General features: G+C 53.3%; 16 protein-coding genes. 15 read left to right on the forward strand and 1 reads right to left on the reverse strand.

Annotated elements, in window-relative coordinates:
* Window positions 1–268: 268 nt before the first annotated feature.
* From PHF27_RS08200 to PHF27_RS08235, 8 genes are all read left to right on the forward strand, one after another.
* Window positions 269–1,057, forward strand: coding sequence for a glycosyltransferase family protein (locus tag PHF27_RS08200; protein WP_300068353.1), 789 nt, complete (start codon window positions 269–271; stop codon window positions 1,055–1,057).
* A 5-nt stretch (window positions 1,058–1,062) separates the two neighbouring features.
* A complete protein-coding gene (locus PHF27_RS08205; RefSeq protein ID WP_300068356.1) occupies window positions 1,063–2,025 on the forward strand; it encodes a GDP-mannose 4,6-dehydratase in 963 nt (320 codons plus the stop codon).
* A complete protein-coding gene (locus PHF27_RS08210) occupies window positions 2,025–3,197 on the forward strand; it encodes a glycosyltransferase family 4 protein (protein WP_300068358.1) in 1,173 nt (390 codons plus the stop codon). The genes PHF27_RS08205 and PHF27_RS08210 overlap by 1 nt, the downstream gene beginning before the upstream one ends.
* 30 nt (window positions 3,198–3,227) lie before the next feature.
* The gene (locus tag PHF27_RS08215; RefSeq protein WP_300068361.1) at window positions 3,228–5,150 is read left to right on the forward strand and encodes a 6-hydroxymethylpterin diphosphokinase MptE-like protein; all 1,923 of its coding nucleotides are present in this window, start codon (window positions 3,228–3,230) and stop codon (window positions 5,148–5,150) included.
* A gap of 59 nt (window positions 5,151–5,209) precedes the next feature.
* Window positions 5,210–6,202 (forward strand): UDP-N-acetylglucosamine 4,6-dehydratase (inverting), encoded by a 993-nt coding sequence (gene pseB, locus PHF27_RS08220; protein ID WP_300068364.1) that lies wholly within the window; start codon window positions 5,210–5,212, stop codon window positions 6,200–6,202.
* Window positions 6,199–7,371: a UDP-4-amino-4,6-dideoxy-N-acetyl-beta-L-altrosamine transaminase gene (pseC, locus tag PHF27_RS08225; RefSeq protein WP_300068367.1), complete on the forward strand. Its 1,173-nt coding sequence runs from the start codon at window positions 6,199–6,201 to the stop codon at window positions 7,369–7,371. Before pseB ends, pseC begins: the two co-directional genes overlap by 4 nt.
* Window positions 7,372–7,451: 80 nt before the next feature.
* The gene (locus tag PHF27_RS08230) at window positions 7,452–8,297 is read left to right on the forward strand and encodes an N-acetylneuraminate synthase family protein (RefSeq protein ID WP_300068370.1); all 846 of its coding nucleotides are present in this window, start codon (window positions 7,452–7,454) and stop codon (window positions 8,295–8,297) included.
* A 15-nt stretch (window positions 8,298–8,312) separates the two neighbouring features.
* On the forward strand, window positions 8,313–8,678 hold the full coding sequence (locus PHF27_RS08235; RefSeq protein ID WP_300068373.1) for a DUF559 domain-containing protein: 366 nt from the start codon (window positions 8,313–8,315) through the stop codon (window positions 8,676–8,678).
* On the opposite strand, the gene PHF27_RS08240 is transcribed toward PHF27_RS08235, so the two are convergent.
* Window positions 8,664–9,683, reverse strand: a complete 1,020-nt coding sequence (locus tag PHF27_RS08240) for an aldo/keto reductase (RefSeq protein ID WP_300068376.1) — start codon at window positions 9,681–9,683, stop codon at window positions 8,664–8,666. The genes PHF27_RS08235 and PHF27_RS08240 overlap by 15 nt on opposite strands.
* A 76-nt stretch (window positions 9,684–9,759) precedes the next feature.
* On the opposite strand from PHF27_RS08240, the gene PHF27_RS08245 reads away from it, so the two are divergent.
* From PHF27_RS08245 to PHF27_RS08275, 7 genes are read left to right on the forward strand one after another with little or no spacing between them, the layout of a single operon-like run.
* Window positions 9,760–11,067: an aminotransferase class III-fold pyridoxal phosphate-dependent enzyme gene (locus PHF27_RS08245; protein ID WP_300068380.1), complete on the forward strand. Its 1,308-nt coding sequence runs from the start codon at window positions 9,760–9,762 to the stop codon at window positions 11,065–11,067.
* A 14-nt stretch (window positions 11,068–11,081) separates the two neighbouring features.
* Window positions 11,082–12,143 carry a hypothetical protein gene (locus tag PHF27_RS08250; RefSeq protein WP_300068383.1) on the forward strand — a complete coding sequence of 354 codons (1,062 nt, stop codon included), beginning with the start codon at window positions 11,082–11,084 and terminating at the stop codon, window positions 12,141–12,143.
* Window positions 12,130–13,014: a class I SAM-dependent methyltransferase gene (locus PHF27_RS08255; RefSeq protein WP_300068386.1), complete on the forward strand. Its 885-nt coding sequence runs from the start codon at window positions 12,130–12,132 to the stop codon at window positions 13,012–13,014. Before PHF27_RS08250 ends, PHF27_RS08255 begins: the two co-directional genes overlap by 14 nt.
* A 4-nt stretch (window positions 13,015–13,018) precedes the next feature.
* A complete protein-coding gene (locus tag PHF27_RS08260; RefSeq protein ID WP_300068389.1) occupies window positions 13,019–13,798 on the forward strand; it encodes an SDR family oxidoreductase in 780 nt (259 codons plus the stop codon).
* A gap of 5 nt (window positions 13,799–13,803) precedes the next feature.
* Window positions 13,804–15,825: a 1-deoxy-D-xylulose-5-phosphate synthase gene (locus PHF27_RS08265; protein ID WP_300068392.1), complete on the forward strand. Its 2,022-nt coding sequence runs from the start codon at window positions 13,804–13,806 to the stop codon at window positions 15,823–15,825.
* Window positions 15,822–16,577, forward strand: a complete 756-nt coding sequence (locus PHF27_RS08270; protein ID WP_300068395.1) for a 3-oxoacyl-ACP reductase family protein — start codon at window positions 15,822–15,824, stop codon at window positions 16,575–16,577. The genes PHF27_RS08265 and PHF27_RS08270 overlap by 4 nt, the downstream gene beginning before the upstream one ends.
* Window positions 16,570–17,793 carry an ATP-grasp domain-containing protein gene (locus tag PHF27_RS08275; protein WP_300068398.1) on the forward strand — a complete coding sequence of 408 codons (1,224 nt, stop codon included), beginning with the start codon at window positions 16,570–16,572 and terminating at the stop codon, window positions 17,791–17,793. Before PHF27_RS08270 ends, PHF27_RS08275 begins: the two co-directional genes overlap by 8 nt.
* Window positions 17,794–17,807: the final 14 nt, after the last annotated feature.

Consider the following 17,807-nt stretch of genomic DNA (forward strand, 5'->3'; position numbering starts at 1 on the left):
AAGCGATAACGGGAGTAGTCTGCCCTTTTTTAGCTGCAGTTCCACCAGGCTTTATAGCGGAAAGCTGAATTGCATTCTTGAGAACCTGGCGGAGCATCTTTCGGCGTATTATGTCGCGTTGTTTTTTTAAAATACTAGTTATGCAAAAGACTCATTTAATTAAAATCCTTTTTAGTGCTTTTCGCGTTTTTAGCGGTTGGATAATAAAAATGAAAAATTACTTGTTTTTTGATACAATAATAGAAATGGTAAAATGAGGAGTGGAATTATGGCGCAGGTTGTTGCTTTGATTCAAGCAAGAATGTCCTCGACGCGTTTGCCGGGGAAGGTGCTGAAGCCGCTTTTGGGGCAGCCGATGATTGGCCGTCTTTTGGAGCGGGTCCAGCGGTGCCGTACGATAGATCGCTTGGCTGTGATAACAAGTACGGAAGAAAGCGATGCCCCCTTGGCCGCGTATGTGCAGTCGCTGGGCGTAGACTGTTATCGCGGCAGCCTGCAGGATGTATTGGATCGTTATTATCAGGCGGCGAAGAAATACGAGGCGACCCATGTGGTGCGCATTACCGGGGACTGCCCTTTATTGGACCCGGTACTGACCGATGAAGTTGTGCGTCTTCTCTTGGAAGGTCCTTATGATATTACCGCCTCTGGAGCCTGTGATACCTATCCGGACGGTTTGGACGTGACGGCCCTGACGATGAAAGCCTTAACAGAAGGGTGGGAAAAGGCGGAACTTCCTTCTGAAAGAGAGCATGTAACAAGCTACCATTTTACGCGCCCCCAAAGCTATCACTGCGGCGTAGTGCATTGCCCGGAAAAGTTGGGGCATATCCGGCTGTCTGTAGATGAACCGGAAGATTTTCAATTAGCAGAGCGTATTTTTCAAGCGCTGTATCCTGAAAAGCCGCAGTTTGGTTTTGCCGATGTGTGGGCGCTGCTGCAGCAGCATTCGCAGTGGCTGCAGGGTAACGCCCACATTCCCATTAATGAAGGCTATCAAAAATCCCTAAGGGAAGATGCGCAATATTTGAAAAGTAAACAAGAGCGACAGGAGTAAAAGGCGTGAAGCATTTTTTGATTACAGGCGGCGCAGGCTTTATTGGCAGTCACCTAACAGAAGCGCTGCTGGCCCAAGGGCATCAGGTCAGCGTTATTGATAATTTCAACGATTACTATGAGCCGGAGAGAAAACGGGACAATCTTCGCGGCGCACTGCAGCAAGAGAAGTTTCGCCTGTGGGAAGGCGATATTTGCGAGGAAGCGTTTTTGCAGCGCGTGCTGTGCAGCAATACTTATGATGCAGTGGTCCATTTGGCGGCGCGGGCGGGCGTAGGACCCTCTCTGCGTCAACCGGTATTATATCAGCAGGTTAATATCGGCGGTACTCAAATGGTGCTCGAAGGCTGCCGCCAGGCAGGTGTAAGGAAAGTGGTTTTTGCCTCTTCAAGCTCTGTCTATGGAGGAAACCGGGAGGCGCCCTTTTGCGAGGAGCATTCCGTAGCAAGGCCCATCAGCCCCTATGCGGCGACCAAAGCGGCCGGGGAATTGCTTGGTTATACCTATAGTCATCTATATGACATGCAAGTGCTTTGTTTGCGCTTTTTTACTGTCTATGGGCCGCGGCAGCGTCCGGACATGGCCATACATCGCTTTGCCTTGCAGCTTTTGAATAAGCAGGCGGTGACATTGCATGGCGACGGCAGTATGCGCCGTGATTTTACGTATATTGATGATATTGTAGCCGGCATACAAGGGGCGCTGCAGTATGAGAAAAGCAAATATGAAGTAATAAATTTGGGAAACTCACGAACGGTGTCCCTCGTGGAACTGCTGCAGTTGCTGGAACGGATTTTAGGAACGAAGGCAGTCATTCAATATAAACCCGTACCGCCCGGTGACATGCAGGAAACCTATGCCGACATTTCAAAAGCGCAACGCTTGCTGCAATATGAACCGCATACAGGGCTGGAGGCTGGACTGAAGGCCTTTGCTGCTTGGCTGCAGGCGAAAGGGGTTTCTTATTAATGAACAATGTAAAAACGCTGGTGTATGTCGATAATTTTCAACTGGAAGGAGCGGCATACAGTCAGTTTGAACTGACTCGCTGGTTGAGAGATAACGGCATTTTAGAACCCTTTGTCTTTGCAGGGCATGACGGTCCGGTGCAAAAGCTGTATGAAGAAGCAGGAATTCCTGTTTTCTTTTCGGCATTTCCAGACGTGCTGCCCCAAAAGGGAGAAAAATATGAAGAGCTGCTGGCTGAACTGTGTTCGCGGATTACGCGCCAAGAGATAAAAGTGGTGTATGCGAATACGTCTAAGGCTTTTCCTGCGGTGCGGGCGGCGGCTCGTTGTGGCATTCCTTCCTTATGGAATATTCGCGATAGCGAAGAGGGTACTGTGTGGCCGAAGCAGTACGGTGAAAGATTGGCTCAAGAGCTGTGGTCTTCCTTTTCCGCAGCCGGCGCGGTTGTTTTTGTGGCAGATGCGACGCAAAGGTTGTTTGCAAAATGGCAAACAAAGGAAAATTACTATACTATACATAATGGTCTGGATCGAAAGCGTTTGGAACGCAATATGGCTAAGTGGCAGCGGCAAAGCGTGCGGCAAAGCCTGGGCGTGGCGGAAGCGGAACTTTTGATTCTTTCCGTCGGCACGGTGGGGGAGCGCAAAGGACAGCTGGATTTGGCGTTGGCAATGGAGAAGTTGTCTGGTGCTTCGGCAGAGCAAGCGCATATCGTGTTGGTAGGCGCAAAGGATGATGCCTATGGAGCGCGGGTGAGAGCTGCGAGGGAACAGTTACCTGAGGAACGCCGCCGCCGTTTTCACATTATACCGGAAACCCCTGAGGCGGCGAAGTACTATACGGCGGCAGATATCTTTGCTTTTTGTTCGCGCAATGAAAGTTTTCCCCGGGTCATTTTGGAGGCTATGGCTTGCCATTTGCCTATCGTGACCACGCCGGTGCATGGCGTAGTGGAGCAAGTAGTCGAAGAAGAAAATGCGCTGTTTTACCAGCCAGGTGATATTGAGGCCTTGGTACGGCAATTAGAACGCTTGCTGGGGGATGCGGAGCTGCGCGGAAAATTTACCGCTAACAGTGAAAGGGTGCTGGGGAGGCTGCCGAATTATTCGCAAATGGCGCAAGCATATGGGGCCTTGTTTTTGAAATTAGCGGGTTATGAGCCGCTGCAGTAAATAGCGGTTTTTTATGAGGGAGAGAATTTGGTGATAAAAAGGAAAAAAAAGCAGGCAGGGAAAATCTTTGTAGAAGCAGCACGGCAACTGCGGCAAGGAGAGCTGACTCGTGCGGAGGAAAAATTTAGACAGGTGGCAGCCATAACGCCGCAGCTATTGGCGGCTGCAGAGGAATGTTGTTTTCGTTCCGATGGAGGAAGTGAACTTGTTCTTGGGCCGGCGCCAAATGGCTTTCTTACACTGCGTTTGCGTAAGGATGGGCAGGAGGTTTTTCTGCACGACCCAGATGCTCCGGAGCATGGTGGCCGGAACTGGGCCGAAAAAAATCGCAACCAAGATCCTGTTTGGAAGCTTCCTGCGCTGACCAATGATTCTGAAGCGCCGCAAGGAGGCTGCTTGTGGCTGATTTGTGGCTGCGGCCTGGGGTATCATGTGCGTGCCTTGCAGGAAATGATTTCAGAGCAGGATCGAATTGTTGTTTTCGAAGCTTCTCCAGAGGCTGATTATTACTGGTTTTATGCGCAATGTGAGCCAGCGGCGAAGGCGGAACGTTTTTTTGCGTCGCAAGTCCGCCATAGTGCCAGACAAGTGGCTCTTTTTTTACAAGAATACGGCCTTGGACAGGTGCGTTGCCTGCAATATGAGCCCATTGTGAAAACGAACGAAGAGGCCTTTGCTGCTTTTAAGGACGGTTCTTGGTTTACTGCTTTACAGGATGCGTTGCAAGAACTGCAGGAAGAAGAAAGCGAAGCTTGGGAACTTGTTGAGAATGCAGTGCATAATGTGCCGGCTGTATTGTCGCAATTGGGTTTGCGAGAGTTGCAGTCTAGAATGAAAAACATTCCAGCGGTGCTGGTTGCGGCAGGGCCTTCCTTGAATAAAAACATTGATGTCTTGGCGCAGTATCAAGGGAGAGGGTTGATTATCGCCTCCGGCTCGGCGATTGGCGCGCTTAAACGCAAAGGCATAACGCCGCATATGCTGGTCGTAGGCGATCCCTTTAACCGCAATTTTGCGGAGTTGGAGAGCTCGCTGGACGAATCCCTTCTTTTGGCAACCAGCTATTACGGCATGGAAAAAGCGGTAGCAGCTCATACGGGAAGCATGTTGTTTTTTGATTTTCTTGACTACCCGCTGCCGTTTCCTTATCCTGGAATGGAAACTATTGTGCCGGAAACGGAAAAACTTTGCGGAACTGCCAGCGTAGCGACTCTTTCCTTGGATATTGCAGTAAAGCTTGGCTGTTGGCCGATTATTTTTATTGGTCAGGATTGTGCCTTATCCGAGGATGCGGATCATGCAGAGGGGGTGCTGGCGCATGGCTATTCCGGCAATCCGCAGGAAGAGATGCTCTGGGTTCCCGGATATTATGGCGAACAGGTACGGACTATCCGTAATTTTTATAACCTCCTGCAATATTTTGAGCAGTATTTAGCAAAGCTGCCTGAGGGGCGTGTTATTAACGCCACAGAAGGGGGCGCGCAAATTAAAGGCGCGTTGCAACAGCCGCTGCAGGAGACTTTGTCAGCGTTGCCAGTACTGGATATTTGTCTGGGAGAACTGCTGCAGGCGCCGGGAATGGTCAGGCCGGGACGGGATATATGGCAAGGCGTAGCAAAAACGTTGGTGTGGCGCAGTAATTTGCTCTCTTGCAGGAGCCGCATTGCGGCCTTGATCGGGGAGCTAGAACAGACCGAACAGGCAGTTTGGCCGAGTCTTTTCTTGCCGATATTGCAAGAATCTGCTTATAAACAGGTAGCCTGGGCACTGCGTAGTTATGTAGCGCAAGTGAAACGTTCTTTTAGTGGCAGCCGGATTCAGCAGTTGGAAGCTATGTGGCAATGGGGCGAGGCTTCTATGGCGGCGTTGGCCCGTTTGGAGGCTGCATGGTGCCAAAGTGCAGCTCAGTTAGAAAAACGTACTAAGGCGTTAAGACAGGATCTATTAGGCTAAATCACGAATACTACATAGATAGTAGATAAGCTAAAAGAAAAGGAAGCTGAGGAATACAAATGTTGAATGGAAAAAGCGTACTGATTACCGGAGGAACTGGTTCCTTCGGGCGGAGTTTGGTACAGCAGATATTAAAAAAATATAGTCCTAAGAGGCTGATTATTTTTAGCCGTGATGAGTATAAGCAGTATCGTATGCAGCAAACCTTTTCCGAGGCGCAGTATCAATGTCTGCGTTATTTTATCGGTGACGTGCGTGATAAGAATCGTATATATAGAGCCTTGGAAAATGTGGACTATGTAGTGCATGCGGCAGCGCTTAAGCATGTTCCTACTGCAGAATACAACCCTTTTGAAACCATCCAAACCAATATTATCGGCACGCAGAACGTGATTGAAGCGGCCATTGACCGTCAAGTAAAAGGTGTCGTGGTTTTGAGCACGGATAAATCGGTCAATCCTATCAATTTATATGGTGCTACGAAACTATGTGTAGAGAAAATTGCGGTAGCGGCTAATTCCTATAGCGGCGGCAAAACCAAATGCTGTGTGGTGCGCTATGGCAATGTTGTAGGCAGCCGGGGAAGTGTAATTCCACTGTTTCAGTCGTTGCGGCACACAGGCGAATTACCGATTACCGACGAACGCATGACTCGCTTTTGGATCACCTTGGAAAAAGCGACAGAACTTACTTTGTTTGCATTTGAACATGCTCGGGGGGGAGAAGTATTTGTTCCTAAAATCCCTACCATGCGCATTGGCGATTTGGCGCAAGCCATTTGTCCGGAGTGCCGGCAGAATGTCATCGGCATACGGCCAGGAGAAAAATTGCATGAAATGCTGATTTCCGTTGACGAAGCCAGGCGGACGAAAGATATGGGAAACTTTTATGTAGTAGAACCGGAATTTGTCTACTGGGCCTATAAGGCTTGGCAAGGCAAGGCTGTGCCCGAAGATTTTGCGTATACAAGCGACAATGAAGAGCAGGTGCTGCAGGTGGAGGACTTGGTCAACATGTTGGAGCAGGTTGAAGTAGAGAGGGATCTACTATGATTCCATATGCGCGTCAGCATCTTGACGAGGAAGATATAAAGGCTGTTCAGGAGGTATTGCAGTCCCCTTTTTTAACCCAGGGCCCTCAGTTGGAGTTGTTTGAAAGGGAAGTAGCGGCGCATGGCGCTGCTGCTCATGCAGTCGCAGTCAGTCATGCGACTGCAGGGCTGCATATTGCCTGCTTGGCGCTAGGGCTTGGTGTTGGAGACTATTTGTGGACTACGCCGAATACCTTTGTGGCTTCCGCTAATTGCGCCTGCTATTGCGGCGCCAAAGTGGATTTTGTTGACATTGATCCGCGTACATACAATCTCTGCCCGGAAAAATTGGCGCTAAAATTGGCGGAGGCCGAGGTAAAAGGACAGCTGCCTAAAATTTTAGTAGCTGTTCACTTTGCAGGACAATCGTGCGACATGGAGCGTATTAGTGAGCTGGCGAAGCAATACGGCTTTGCAGTCATTGAAGATGCGTCCCATGCCTTGGGAGGAACCTATAAGGGAAAGTCGATTGGTTGCTGCGAACATAGTGATGCGACGATTTTTAGCTTTCATCCGGTTAAGAGCATTACCAGCGGCGAAGGCGGTATGGTGCTTACCAATCGGGAAGACCTGGATAAAAAGCTGAGGCTTTTACGTTCCCATGGCATTACAAGAAACGAAGGGGAGATGGAAGGCGCTTCCGAAGGCAGTTGGTATTACCAGCAAATCGATCTTGGATTTAATTATCGTATGACGGATATACAGGCGGCTCTGGGGCGAAGTCAGTTGAAAAAGCTAAATCGCTTTGTCGAACGCCGCCGGGAATTGGCAGCTCGGTATAATGAATTATTAGCCGGTTTGTCTCTGATCTTGCCGCAGCAGATATCTTATGGGAGTTCTGCCTGGCATTTGTATGTTGTTCGGCTGCCCCGAGGTTTGCGCAAGCAGGTTTTTGACGCTATGCGCCAAGCCGGTATAGGCGTCAATGTACACTATATCCCCGTGCATTTGCAGCCTTTTTATCGGCGCATGGGCTTTCAAGAAGGAGCTTTTCCGGAAGCCGAGCGGTACTATCAGGAAGCGCTGACCTTGCCTTTGTATTACGATCTAACTTATGAAGAGCAAGACTATGTAGTAAATACTCTGGATCCCCTCCTGCGGAGGGGTGATGCGAAGCATCGGGGTGGGTAACTCCTGCGCGGCTAGGTCCCAACACACCCCGGTTCCTAGCGGAACCACCCCTCTCTAGAGGGGAGCTGAAAGGAGCTCTTATGTCTCAAGTTCAATTTGTTGCGGAAGTATCCAGTAATCACAACCAAAATTTGGAGCGCTGCCGCGCCTTCATTCATGCGGCTGCGGACTGCGGTTGTAGCGCCGTGAAATTTCAGCTCTTTCGTCTGCGTGAGCTGTTTGCGCCAGAAATTTTGGTCCAAAGCGAACGGCACCGCCGGCGGGAAGCCTGGGAGCTTCCTGTTTCCTTTTTGCCGGAGCTGGTTAAAACCTGTAAAGAACGCAGTCTTGCCTTTGCCTGCACGCCGTTTTATTTGGAGGCAGTAGCTCAGTTAGAGCCGTATGTGGATTTTTATAAAATTGCTTCCTACGAACTTCTCTGGGATTCGCTGCTGAAGGCCTGCGCAGTCACAGGAAAACCGGTTGTGCTTTCGACCGGCATGGCCACATTAGCGGAAGTGGAGCACGCCGTAAGTGTTCTGAGGCAAAACGGCTGTCAGGATTTGACTCTATTACACTGCGTGTCCGGCTATCCAGCGCAGCCGGAAGACTGCAACCTGGCGGTCATGGATACTTTGCGTCAAACTTGTCAGATACCGGTCGGTTGGTCCGACCATACAGTCAATCCCGGCGTAGTGTTAAGCGCAGCGCAGCGCTGGGGAGCGTCCATGGTGGAGTTTCATCTGGATCTGGATGGGCAAGGCGAAGAATTTGCCGCCGGACATTGCTGGCTCCCTGCGGACATTGCCAAAGTGATTCAATGGTGCCGCGATAGTGAAAAAGCGCAAGGAAGCGGACAAAAAAATCCCGCTCCCAGCGAACTGGCCGAGCGGGAGTGGCGCGCCGATCCAAGCGATGGCCTGCGACCCTTGCTGCATATGCGATGAAAGAAGGAAAGCGCTTTGCATAGATTGCCTTATGACAAAAACCTGAAGGAACGTGCAAGAGAACTGCGCAAACATGGTACTTTGGGAGAAGTCTTACTGTGGTTGCAACTGAAGCATAAACAGCTGCTAGGCGTTGACTTTCACCGCCAAATACCAATTGATCATTACATTGTCGACTTTTTTGCGCCGCAGTTGAAGCTGGCTATTGAAATTGACGGTCAGAGTCATGATGCAAAGCAAGATTATGATGCAAAACGTGATGCTAGGCTAAGACAGCTCGGCATCCAGGTTATTCGCATTCGGGAGAAAGATGTGCGGAGCAATATGGCAGGCGTGCTTGCTTTGCTCCGACAGGCGGTAAATCCCCTAATCCCCTCTTGAGAGGGGTGTCGCTTTTGGCGACGGGGTGTGTTCGGCTTCTTGAGAGAGGTGCTGCGAAGTTTCACCCACCCCGGCACTACGTGCCACCCCTCCGCGGGAGGGGATTGCCCACAAGCTCGGAATAATAATTGCCCGACTGACATCGGAAAAGTTCCAAGCCAGCTCTTCGCGGCAGGCGGCGAACTCGTCGGCACGTTTAGCCAGCGTAAGGTCTTCCTTTAATTGCTCTACTGTTTCCGTACCGAAGACAACGGCCTCGATGCCGGGATGCAGATAGGAAAATAAGAAAGCGGCTTCTTTTCTGGAAAAATCATATTTTTCCAGGAGTGCATCCAGATTTTGTAAAAGCGGTACGGCTTTTTGTAAATGCTCAGGTACTTCTTCGGCAGGGAGCAGCAGCAAGCCTTGCAGAAACGGACTGCGGGCGTGAACGGTTACGCCGTTGGCTGCGGCTAGACGAAAGAACTCTGTCTGGTCCAGGCGTGTATCAAAAAGATTATAAGGAACCTGGATAAAATCAATGCCTGCATTGGCGGCGTCTAAGGCTTGCTGGGTTTCATAAATCGATACGCCGATGTGCTGGGTAAGACCAGCGGTTCGGCAGGCTTGCAGCCCGGCGGTTACGCCAGGCAGGTAAAAATCATCGGAAGTGTGCAGCAGGTACGCATAAAGCTGCGGCAAGTGCAGACGCTCTAAAGAACCTGTTAGTTCTTCGTTGATTTTAGCTTCTCGTTTCGCAGCGGCCAAGGAAGCCAGCTGGTGCGGGCGTAGCTTAGATATAAAGCGAATTTCTTCGCAGTTTCTGCCCTGCAAGAAATGGCCGATGCGTTCTTCTGCTTCCCCGTATGCGGCAGCGGTGTCGATCAAGGTGAGCCCTGAGGTGACGGCGTGATCTAGGATCGAAGCAGCTTCGGCGGCGGAAGGCTGGCCGGTGCGGTTGGCGATGCCATAGGGCAGGCCCAATTGGACCGTGCCCAAACAAAGACGATGTAAAGTCAGACTCATCGCAGTTCCTCCTACGTATAAGGTGTTTGCTATATTGTAACGCTGGCGCAGCCAGAAGAAAAGAGGCGTATGAACATTGGACGGTAAAGAATTATATCGTTACGCGAAAACTAAGATCCCTGGCGGCACGCAGCTGCTTTCCAAAAGACCGGAGCTGTACCTCCCCGAGCAGTGGCCGGCGTATTACCGGCGGGCGAAAGGCGTAGAAGTGGAAACACTGGACGGGCGGACCTACATAGATATGTGCATGATGGGCGTTGGCGCCTGCATTTTGGGCTATGCAGACGAGGATGTGGACGAAGCCGTTTGCCGGGCCATTCGTCAGGGCGTGCAATGCACGCTGAACGTGCCGGAGGAAGTGGAGTTGGCGCAAGTTTTGTGCGAATTGCACCCCTGGGCCGGCATGGTGCGCTATGCCCGCTCCGGCGGCGAAGCCATGGCGCTGGCGGTGCGCATTGGCCGTGCTAAGAGCGGCAAGGATGGTATTGCCTTTTGCGGCTATCATGGCTGGATGGACTGGTACTTGGCGGCCAATTTGAGCAGCGAAGACGCCCTGGAAGACAGCCTGATGCCTGGTTTGCCTCCAGTGGGAGTACCGCAAGGATTGCAAGGCTCGGCATGGCCTTTTCGTTATAATTGCCTGGAAGAGTTGGAGGCCATTGTCGCGGCGCACGGGGAAAAATTGGGCGTCATTGTTATGGAACCGCAGCGCAGCAGTCAACCAGCGCCAGGCTTTTTAGAGGCAGTCCGCCGCATCGCTGATCAGGTGGGAGCGGTGCTGATTTTTGACGAGATTACCACCGGTTTTCGCATGACCTGCGGCGGTATTCACTTGCTGTATGACGTTACGCCGGACATGGCGGTCTTTGCTAAAGCCATGTCCAACGGCTACGCTATGGCGGCGGTGATTGGCACGGAACCGGTCATGCAGGCGGCGCAGGATTCCTTTATCAGCAGTACCAACTGGACGGAGCGCATCGGCCCGGCGGCGGCGCTGGCTACCATTCATAAGCATCAAGAGCAGGAGGTCGCCGCTTATATTCGGCGCATCGGAGAGCTGGTATCGCAAGGCTGGCGGGAGGCTGCCCAAGAGGCAGGCCTGCCTCTGCATGTGGACGGCTTTGACAGCTTGACTCATTTTGGTATTGATCATCCGGACGAGCTGACGCTGAGTACGCTTTTTACGCAGGAAATGCTGGAACGCGGCTATTTGGCCTATCCGCAGTTTAAACCTTCTTTGGCGCATACGCAGGCTCATGTGGAAGTTTATCTCCAAGAAGTCCGCACTGTTTTTGGCATTCTGGCGCAGGCGGCGGAGCGGCAGGGTGCCGCAGCTCGCCTGAAAGGGCCAGTGGCGCGACGCGGGTTTTATCGCCTGGCGTAAGAAAGGACATGTATATGCGAGTACTCATTCGTTGTGACGGCTATGGAGCGATCGGTTTGGGGCATGTGGTGCGCTGCCTAGTCTTGGCAAGGGCCCTGCGGCGGGCCGGGGACCAGGTTTTTTTCGCGCTGCGCGAAAGTCAGCCAGGCGTGCTGTTGGTCGAGCAAGACGGTTTTGCCTATGAAAATGGCGCGAGGCTGCCGGACGATCCGGGAGGCGCATCCTGGCTGCTCCAGCTGGCCCGGGAGCGGCAGGCGGAGGTCGTGATTTTAGACATCCGTGACGATTTGCCGTCTGCCTGTCTCGAAGAACTAAAAAAGCGTTCCGTTCTAATCGTGACGCTTGATGACCCTAGTGAGCGGCGCTTATTGGCGGACTTAGCCTTTTATCCCCCTGTGCCGCAAGTAAGGATGATGGACTGGCGGAGCTTCCAAGGTGAACTCCATACCGGTTGGGAATGGGTGCTGCTGCAGGAACGCTTTCGCAACCTGCCCCCCCGCCAAGAGCGGCCTAATGATACCCCGCGCTTGCTCTTGACCTTCGGCGGCAGCGATCCAGCTGGCTTGTCTCTTTTTGCGCTGGACCTATTGGAAGAAATAGCTTGTCCCTTTGAACCGTGCCTGGTACTGGGCAAAGCTTTTTGCCATGGCGAAGCCTTGACAAAGAAGCTGGCTCACAGCTGCCGGGACTATCGGGTTTTACGGGATGTACAGGACATGGCGGCAGTGATGGCGGAGGCGGACCTGGCTTTGGCCGCCGGAGGCGGTACCGGGTATGAACTGGCAGTAATGGGTGTGCCGGCCATCCATATTGCGTTGACCGAGGATCATCTTTTGGCCTGCAGTGAACTGGAAAAGGCCGGCATGGCGATTTGCCTGGGAATGTGGCCTGCAATTCAAGAACAAACCCTGCAGGTTCGAAAAATAGTGGAAATGTGGCTGGCAGATGCCCAAAAAAGAGCGGCTGCCGGACAGCGGGGCAGAACGCTTTTGGACGGCTATGGTTCTGAGCGCATAGCCCAGGCCATTAAGACTTATTTTCAGCAAAGGAGACCAGAAACCAATGAACTCTCATGAACACCAGGGAAAAAGCGTAGCCCAAGTAAACGGCTACGAGATTATACAATGCACAACTTGCGGTTTTAAACACGCTATGCCCATTCCGACCCCTCAGCAGCTGAGTGAACTGTATCAGGCGCAGCCTTTTGTCAATCAGCCGGAACCGCGCGAACAAGAATGGCTGCTGCGTATGTATCAGGATCGCTATGAAACCTTTGAAGAGTTGCTGCCACCGGAGCGGCGCAGCGTGTTTGATGTGGGCAGCGGCGCCGGTACCTTTCTGCTGTGCGGCAAGAATCGGGGCTGGCAGGGTTACGGACAGGAGCCTTGTGAAGCCCTTGTGGCCTATTCTAGAGAACAGGGCCTGCAGGTAGACGCCGCTTTCTTTGATGCGGAGCATGCGAGGGAGCTGCCCCTTTTTGACGTCATCCATATTGCCGAGGTGCTGGAGCATGTGCCCGATCCGGTCGGTTTCTTGCAGCTGGCTCTTGAAAAATTGGCGCCAGGCGGCATTCTTTGCATTATGGCGGCCAATGAATTCAACCCCATCCAGCAGGCCTACCGTTCCATTCGCGATATTCGTCCTTGGTGGCTGGTGCCGCCGGTACATATCAACTATTTTGACGCCCAATCACTGCCAGCGCTCCTGACGCGCCTGGGCCTGGAGGTCGTGCATAAAGAAGCGACCTTCCCTATTGACTGGTTTTTACTGATGGAAGAGGAATACATCGATCAGCCGGAGCTGGGCCGCTGCTGTCATGAACGCCGCCGCGCCTTTGAACTCAATATCGCCGCCGGCGGACAAAACGACGTCAAACGAAAACTCTACCAAGCCATGGCCGAAGCCGGCGTAGGCCGTGAAATCGTCGTCTACGCCAGAAAGGACTGATTCGATGTTGGATTGCAGCAAACTGCGCGTGCTGATCACTGGCGCGGCCAGCGGTCTGGGCGCGGCGCTGGCGAGGGCTTTCGCCAGCCGCGGCGCCAAGGTATGGCTTACTGATATACGTGAAGAGCGCTTGCGGGAAGTACATACCTCACTAACAAGTGAAACAAGTGGCGATATTCGCTCTGTCCCGGGCGATTTGGCACAAGCCGTCTTTATTAAGGAACTGGCAAAGAAGGTGCAGGCCGAAGACGGCTGGGTAGACATTCTGATTAATAATGCTGCGCTCATTCGTCCAGGGCGTATTGGCCATACGGAGGCAGCCGCCTGGGAGGAAGTGCTCAAAGTCAATCTGCTGGCACCGTGCCTGCTTTTGAATGAACTGGCGGCGGCGATGAACGAACACAGCCAAGCGCCTTTAGTAATCAATATTTCCTCGGTTGCCGCGCTGCAAGGAGCTCCCTACGAGGCGTCCTATGTGGTTTCCAAAGCAGGCCTGCAGGGCTTGAGTGCGGCGGTGAACGAGGAATACAGCATGTTCGGGCGTATCCGGGCCATGACGGTGTGCCCGGGAAATATGGAAACCGAGATCTGGCGTCATACCGAAGGGTGGCCCGGCATTTCCCGCACGCCGCGAGATCGCCTGATGAAGCCGGCCACGGTGGCCGAGGCCATCGTCCGCTGGGTGGAGCTGAGCGATGAGCTCGATTTGAGCCAATGCGTGCTGACGCCGCGTAAAGATTTACAGGATACGGACAATCTCGTCAATCCTAAGTTTAAGGAGTGAATATAGTGCAAAAGCAGGAGTGGCCGGATTACCGGACTCTTAAATCTTATACGGAGCAGCAATTGCAGGAACTGTCTGGATGCGTCCGAGAATTTTTGCTGCAAAATATTTCCCAAACAGGCGGCCATATCGGCGCGAATCTTGGTACTGTGGAGCTGACTATAGCGCTTCACGCCGTATTTTCTCTTGACCGGGATAAGCTGCTTTGGGACACTGGACATCAAGGCTATACTCATAAACTATTGACCGGGCGGGCGAAGCAATTTGCCACGCTTAACGCCTACGGGGGCATGAGCCGCTTTGTCTGTCCCGCGGAAAGCGAATACGATATCTTAGATGCCACCCATGCGGGTACCGCCATTTCTGCCGCCTACGGTCTGGCCCAGGCTAAGGCGTTGAGGGACGAAGAAGGCTATACCGTCGCTATCGTCGGCGATGGAGCGATGGCGGAAGGGCTGACTTGGGAAGGCCTAAACCATGCGGCAGCGCAGCCTGTTCCCGGCCTGATCGTAGTTCTCAACGACAACGGTTACGCCATCAGTCCTGGCTTTGGGGCGCTCCATAACTGTCTGCAGTCCGGGCACATGCGGGAGTGGTGCGAAGCCCTGGGTATGGACTACATCGGCCCTGTAGACGGCCACGATGTCGCTGCCGTAAAAGCGGCCTTAGAAAGAGCAAGGGCACGCCTAACACACCCCAATCTCCTCCTGCGGAGGGGTGTCGCCGCTGGCGACGGGGTGGGTGAACCTGGCGGAACCACTCCTCTCAAGAGGCCCAACACACCCCGGTTCCTAGCGGAACCACCCCTCTCGAGAGGGGATTTTTCCGGGGGGTGTTATCCAATCCCCTCCTTTGGAGGGGTGTCACGTAGTGACGGGGTGGAATCCCCTCTGGAGAGGGGTGCTGCGAAGCAGCGGGGTGTGTTAATCCCCTCCCGCGGAGGGGTGCCTCCGCAAGGAGGCGGGGTGGGTAAACTCCCCTTTATCCACCTCCGCACCCAAAAAGGCCGCGGCTGGACCCCGGCAGACAGCCATCCCTATCGCATGCATTTTTCTTTTGCCTTTGATCCGCAAACAGGACAAGCGAAAACGAGCGGAGTCCCGAGTAAAACCTACCCGGACTGGACGGCGGCGGCGTTAGAAAAAGCTATGGAATCGGATGAAAGCATTGTTGCTATTACGCCGTCCACGCGCTATGCGACCGGCTTGGATCGCATTTTCAGCCGCTTCCCGGCGCGTTCCTTTGATCCGGGCATGGAAGAACAGCATGCGCTGACTTTTGCCGCCGGTCTGGCTTTGGGTGGAGCCAAGCCTGTTGTTTGCTACCAGTCGACCTTTATGCAGCGCGCCTATGACCAGCTGTATCATGATATTTGCTATCCTAATTTGCCGGTACTGCTACTCTTGGCTCGTTCCGGCTTTGCCGGTTATGACGGCCCTACGCACCACGGCATTTATGATGTGCCGTATCTGCGCAGCCTGCCGAATCTGCGGCTTTTATACCCAAAAGACGGCCAGGAAGCGCAGCAGATGGTGGCCGAAAGCCTGGCGAAGCTGCAGGGCCCTGTTGCTATTGCTATGCCTTACGGCCCAGCGCCGGAAGGAGAGTTGGCAGGCGATACGCGCTGGGAGCGACCGGCCTTTTTAGAGGCCGGAAAAGACATCCTGCTTCTGGCTACGGGGCCGCGTCTGGCGGACAGTCTGCAGGCTGGGCAGCGCCTGCGCCAAGAAGGTATGGATGTTGGCATGGCACAGCTTAGACAACTGCACCCTCTAGATGCAGCGAGCTTGCTGGAAACTATCGGAACTTGCCGCCGTGTGGTAACCATCGAGGAAGGCAGCCGCAGCGGCGGCGTTGGCGGCGCGGTAGCGGAAGTGCTGTTTGACTCTGCTTGGCAGGGGGAGCTTTTGCGCATTTCCTTGCCGGACGCCTTTGTTGAAGCCGGCTCGCAAGAAGAATTGGCAAAAGCGTATGGTTTGGATGCAGATGGCATAGTAGAACAGATCAAAAGGAGATGGGCACAGTGACGCAGCGCTTAAAAGGAAAAATAGCCCTTGTGACCGGCGCTTCTCGGGGCATCGGCAGAGCCATTGCCATTGCCTTAGGGAGGGAAGGGGCCAAGGTGGCTTTGACTTATCAGCATAAACAAGAAGAGGCGGAGAGCGTAGCCGCCTATATTCGTTCGCAAGGAGGCGAAGCCCTTTGTCTGCAAGGAGATGTCAGCCGCTCGCAGGATGTGCAGGGCTTTTTACAGGCAGTAACGCAGCAATGGGGCGCCTTGGACATCTTGGTGAATAACGCCGGAATTTTGCAGCTCAAAGCCTTCGCTGAGATTACCGAAGAAGACTGGGACACCATGATGGCGGTCGACTTGAAAAGCGTTTTCTTGAGCTCTCAGGCGGCGTGGCCGCTTTTAAAGGAGCGGCGCGGCGTTATCGTTAACTTGTCCTCTGTGGGCGGGCAGACGGGAGGCGCCATGTCGCCTCATTATGCGGCCGCCAAGGCGGCGGTCATTTCGTTGACCCGGTCTTTGTCGAAGATCATGGCGAAAGACGGCATTCGCGTCAACGCCATTGCGCCGGGGTATATCCGTACGGACATGTTTAAGGAAATTTCTACTACCCAGGAGCCGGAAAGCGCCGTTTGCGCCAAAGTGCCCTTGGGTACGGTGGGCAGGCCGGAAGACGTCGCCGATGCGGTGGTGTATTTAGCGTCCAGCGAATCGGCCTATGTCACAGGGCAGGTAGTAAATGTCAATGGAGGCGTATATTTTGGATGAGAAACATACCTTGGTCGTTCTTGGCGCCAGCAGCGATCAGCTGTTTTTGATCCGTACCGCCCAGGAGATGGGTCTGCGGGTGTTGGCGCTTGATCAAAACGAATATTCTCCCGGCTTTGCCGTTGCGGATGCGTACGGCGTGATCAGCACGCGCGATGTTCCGGCCATCTGCCGCTTTCTGGACGATTACAAAGCCCAAGGACAGCACATTGCCGGTGTCTTGACTATGGGGAGTGATATTCCCGATATCCTGGCGGCGGTGTGCGCCCATACGGGCACGCCTTCCGTCTCCCTGCAGACCGCCCAATGGGCGACGAACAAGCTGGCCATGAAGGAACGCTTTCGGGACCAAGGCATTCCCATTCCCTGGTTTGCTCCGGTGGCGACCCTGGCGGAATTAGAAGACCATGTGGCCCGGCGCGGCTATCCTCTCATTTTAAAACCGGTGGACCGCTCCGGTTCCCGAGGGGTCTTTTTGCTACAGGAAGGCTGTGATTTGGCAACTCTTTTCCAGCGCTCCCTGGATTTTTCCTATAGCGGTCAGTGTATGGTGGAGGAATTCTTGCCGGGCTTGCAAATCAGCACGGAAACGGTGATGACCGATGGCCAAGGCTATACGCCGGGCTTTGCGGACCGCAACTACGAATGGTGGGATCGTTTTTTGCCGCAGATCATGGAAAACGGCGGCTGGGTACCGAGTGTTTTAAGTGATGATGAGCGTGTTCAGGTGGAGGAGTTAGTGGTAAAAGCTTCCTTGGCTCTGGGCGTTACCGACGGTATTACCAAGGGGGATGTGGTGATAACGCCAGAAGGCCCCAAGATGATCGAAATGGCGGCTCGCCTAAGCGGCGGCGATTTCAGCGAGAGCCTGGTACCTCTGGGTTGCGGCATAAACTACGTCCGCGCCGCCGTTTCCATCGCCGTCGGCAAGAAGCCGAATGTAGCGGAACTGCAGCCGCAATTTCATAAGGCTGTCGCCAATCGCTACTTTATTCCCCCTGCAGGCATTCTCGAACGTATCGAAGGGGTGGGAGAAGTCAAAAAACAACCCTGGGTGCATAAGCTCGAATTCTGGTACAAGCCGGGGGATGAAGTCCCACCGCCCCTCAGCCACGCCCACCGCTTCGGGGTTTTTGTCGTGTCCGGTGAAACGCGAGAAGAAACAGAAAAGAGAGTGGCATGGGTCTATCGTACGATTAAAATCTTTATGAAATAATCCCCAATCCCCTC

Origin of the sequence: Anaeromusa sp. (assembly GCF_028691475.1) — a bacterium.
Taxonomy (GTDB): Bacteria; Bacillota; Negativicutes; order Anaeromusales; family Anaeromusaceae; genus Anaeromusa.